This window comes from Actinomyces urogenitalis DSM 15434 (assembly GCF_000159035.1).
Lineage (GTDB): Bacteria > Actinomycetota > Actinomycetes > Actinomycetales > Actinomycetaceae > Actinomyces > Actinomyces urogenitalis.
In genome coordinates this window covers 407,926-412,022 of sequence record NZ_DS999575.1, presented here as the reverse complement: position 1 = coordinate 412,022, position 4,097 = coordinate 407,926, and the positions used below count along the sequence as shown (strand labels likewise).

The window sequence follows — 4,097 nt, the reverse complement described above, 5'->3', positions numbered from 1 at the left end:
CACCGCCGCGCGCGCCGCGGTGCGCCTGGGGCTGGACCACGGGATGACCATGATCGGCGTGCACGGTGGGTTCCCGGGCCTGATCGACGGGCGGGTCAGTGAGCTGAGCTGGGACGACGTGGAGGGATGGGTCGGTGACGGTGGGGCCGAGCTCGGCACGCGCCGCGAGATCCCCACGGTGGAGCAGCTCTACACCCTGGGCCGTTCCATCGAGTCCCACCGGATCGACGCCCTGCTGGTCATCGGCGGCTACAACGCCTACCTCGCCTCCCACCTGCTGGTGCGCGAGAGGGACCGCTACCCCGCCTTCAACATCCCGATCGTGTGCGTGCCCGCCTCGATCGACAACAACCTGCCCGGCAGCGAGCTGAGCATTGGCGCGGATACGGCGCTCAACAACGCCGTGCGGTCCCTGGACGCCGTCAAGCAATCGGCCGCGGCCTCGCACCGCTGCTTCGTCACCGAGACGATGGGCCGCAAGTGCGGGTACCTCACCCTCATGAGTGCTATCGCCGCCGGGGCCGAGCAGGTTTACCTCCACGAGGAGGGGATCACGCTGACGCAGCTGGCCGCGGACTCTGAGCGCATGGTGGAGTCCTTCCGCTCCGGGCGCAAGCTCTACCTGGTGGTGCGCAACGAGCGGGCCAGCGAGAACTACACCACGGACGTGCTGGCCAAGATCTTCGCGCAGGAGGGCAAGGGCCTGTACGACGTGCGCCAGGCGATCATCGGGCACGTCCAGCAGGGTGGGGATCCCACGCCCTTTGACCGCATCATGGCGACCAAGCTGGTGCACAATGCCCTCGGGCTGCTGGCTGAGGAGCTGGAGCGCGGTGGCACGCAGTCCAGCTATGTGGGGCTGGTTGAGGGCGAGATCGCTCACCACCCGCTGGAGCGCATGTACGACCAGCTCGACCGCGACTCGCGCCGGCCGCGTGAGCAGTGGTGGATGGGGCTGCGCGAGGCGGTGTCGCTGGTCAGCCACTCCACGGGCACGCTGGCGCCTGAGCAGGTGCCGACCTTCGGGCCGGCCGGAGAGTAGGGCGGCGCGCCCCTCCCTCTGGCTCCCTTCTCGCGAGTTCACGTCGGGAGTTCGCCTCGGGAGTTCGCGTCGTGCACTCCCCTCGCCCGGGGGCCGGTCCGGCGCCGGAGCCTTCATCGCCGCCATGGCGGGGCGCACTCCCCTCACGAGTTCTCCTCGCGCACTCCCCCTCGCCCGGGGACGGTGTTTTTTCCCCCCCTCCCCTCCGGGATCGGCGTTTCCCTCTCCGGGATCGACCACGCCGACCTCGACCGACCACTCAAGTCTCCACCGACCATGTATTGCTCCTTCGACCACCAGATTCACGCAAATGCCGCGGTCGGGCAAGCAACAAGTGGTCCGTCGAGCAACAAGTGGTCGGTGGACGTCAGCACGGCTGAGCCTGCGCCGAACACTGGTGGTCGGTCGGAACATGCCTGGTCTGTCGAGGCGCAGGTGGTCGAACGAGCGCCGCACCCCAGCAGTCGATCGAGCAACAAGTGGTCAGCCGGCACATACGTGGTCGGTGGCGGTGTAGGTGGTCGGTCGGAACATGCCTGGTCCGTCGAGGCGCAGGTGGTCGAACCAGGCAGGAAAGACCCGCGATCAGAACCCACGACCGACCACGCCAAACTCAACCGACCACTCAAACCTCCACCGACCATGTGTTGCCCCTCCGACCACCAAAATCGCGCGAATACCGCAGTCGGTCCAGCAACAAGTGGTCCGTCGAGCAACAAGTGGTCGGTGGAAGTCGACGCGGCTGAGCCTGTACCGAACACTGGTGGTCGGTGGATGCGCAGGCGGTCGGACCTTGAGCGGCTAGCGGGGCTCGCAGGGCCGGAGTAAGCCCAGGCAGGCGTCAGGCCGGGCCCAGAAGGGCTCGTGCCCCAGGGCCCTACAGCACCTCCAGCTGGGTCAGGCGGGCTCCAGATGGGAAAGTCCAGCGCACTGCCTCGACGGTCGGCGCCAAAGACAGGTCGCCGAACTCCGCAGGCACGCCACCAGGACAGCTCGCGGCACCGTCAGGCTCCGGCCACGCACGCTCACCCATCGGCGCACCACCAGCCTCCGGCCAGGCACACTCGCCCTCCGGCCAGGCGCACGTTCCCGGCAGTTCCAGGACGCGGGTCTCACCCGGCCAGCGGACGGTCACCCGGCGGTTTACCGGCGTACTCCAGCCCCCCCTGGCGACGCACCGAGACACTCACCTCCACCTCGCCAGGCTCGGCCGCCGTCAGCGTCCACACCCGCGCCGGCTCGTCCTTCTCCGCCACCAGCTCCAGGCGCGCACCGACGGCCAGATCCACGGGCGTGACGCCCTCGTCATCAGTGAGGCGAGCGACGTCGTCGTTCTCCCCTAGCAGGCGACCACGCGAGGTGAGGTCATGGCGGTAGCCCTGGCCCTCCAGCCACCCCGGCCCCGCCTGACCGCGACCCCAGCCGGTGGGCTCAGGACTAAGCGTCACCACGATCTCGCAGTCCCCGTGCAGGAGGGAGGCCGCGATGAGCGGACTCGTCCAGACCTGGCCGTTGACGCTCACCGCCGCGCTGTAGATCCCCTCCCCCTGCGTGCGCACGCTCAGGCGCGTGCCGTCGGGCCGCGTCCAGGTCACCGCCGGCAGCTGCGGCGTGGTGAGCACAAAGAACCCGGAGGCCACGTCCAGCGGGTAGAGCCCCATGGACACCAGCAGCCACCAGGCGCTGAACTCGCCGTTGTCCTCGTCGCCCGGCCAGCCCTGGCCGATCGCGACACCGTCAAAGAGCCTGTCGACGCACTCGTGGAGGACCTCGCTCGTGCGCTCGGGGCGGTCAGAGAAGAGGTACATGAAGGGCACGTGGTGGGCCGGCTGGTTGGACAGGCCCAGCTGCCCCATACCAATCGCGCGGGCCTCGACCATCTCGTGGATGACCTCCCCGTAGGTCCCACGCAGCTCGGGGGCCGCCTTCTCCGGCTCGGCGAAGTAGCGGTCCAGACGCTCGCCCAGGCCACGCCGGGCCGCCGTGGACGGCAGCGAGGTAGTCGGCGTCGTGGACCGCGGAGAAGGCCATGCCCCAGGCATTGGTCTCGGTGTAGCTCCCGCCCCACACGCGCGGGTCCAGCTCACCCGGCTCAGCCTCCCAGGTCCCGGCCTCATCCCGTCCCACAAGGAAGCCCGAGGCCTGCTGGAACAGGTTGCGCCACACCAGGGCACGGTTGCGCAGGTAGTAGGCCTCGGCGCGCAGATCGCAGGCGGCCACCGGGACGGCGCAGGTACGGGCGCGCCGCGCCGCCCAGCGGGCCAGGCCGGCGTCATTGATCGCCCCCTCCAGGCACCAGGACAGGCCCTCGGGCACCGAGGTGTCCACCCAGTCGCGGAAGCGGAACCGACCCTGGCCCGCACGCCCCACTACCTCGCTGTCCGGCGGGGTCAGGACATTGCGCAGGCCGGAGCGGTACGCCGTCTCCTCGTCCAGCTCAACCCCGTGGGCGGCAGCGTCGGCGAACATGACGTCCGAGCTCGTGCCCACCATGCAGTTGACGAAGCCCGGCGCGCTCCAGCGCCCCATCCAGCCGCCGTCGCGGTAGAGCTGGAGCAGGCCCTGGAGCATCTGCCCTGAGCTCTCCGGCAGCAGGAGGTTGAAGGCCGGCCAACAGGTGCGGTAGGTGTCCCAGTAGCCGTTGTTGACGTACATGGTCCCCTCACGCACCGCGCAACCAGTCCGGGAGCTAGTGTGCTCGCGCTCCAGCGGCAGGCAGGGGCTGGCGTGGACGATCTGCGGGGCGACGGCGCTGCCCCGGTTCTCGTGGTGCTCGTTGGGATAGCACAGGAGGCGGTACAGGCTCGCGTAGGCGGTGGCACGGCGGGCCGGCGAGGCACCGGGACCTCTAGCCGCGCGAGCTCAGCCTCCCACTGCTCACGCGCAGCCGCCCTCAGCTCCTCAAAGCTCAGGCCCTGGCTCTCCAGCTCCAGGTTGTGCCAGGCCTGCTCGCAGGAGATGAAGGAGGTGGCTAGGCGGATCTCGTGGGTGCCGGCGGGCAGGAGCACGTCGGCGGCCTGGGGCGGGCGCTGCCGTCGGCCTCGCGCGCCGGGAG

At 69.8% G+C, this 4,097-nt stretch carries 2 protein-coding genes and 1 pseudogene; 1 reads left to right on the top strand and 2 read right to left on the bottom strand.

The window, feature by feature from the left end:
- Window positions 1–1,042: 6-phosphofructokinase (locus tag HMPREF0058_RS07675; protein ID WP_006549198.1), on the top strand; the 1,042-nt coding region annotated here is incomplete at its 5' end.
- 1,112 nt (window positions 1,043–2,154) lie between these two features.
- On the opposite strand, the gene HMPREF0058_RS13380 is transcribed toward HMPREF0058_RS07675, so the two are convergent.
- Together HMPREF0058_RS13380 and HMPREF0058_RS13375 are read right to left on the bottom strand one after the other, a co-directional pair.
- A complete protein-coding gene (locus tag HMPREF0058_RS13380) occupies window positions 2,155–3,084 on the bottom strand; it encodes a glycoside hydrolase domain-containing protein (RefSeq protein ID WP_081449207.1) in 930 nt (309 codons plus the stop codon).
- Window positions 3,029–3,865 (bottom strand): annotated as a pseudogene (locus HMPREF0058_RS13375) (glycoside hydrolase domain-containing protein); the annotation flags it as partial. The gene HMPREF0058_RS13380 and the pseudogene HMPREF0058_RS13375, both read right to left, overlap by 56 nt.
- Window positions 3,866–4,097 lie beyond the last annotated feature (232 nt).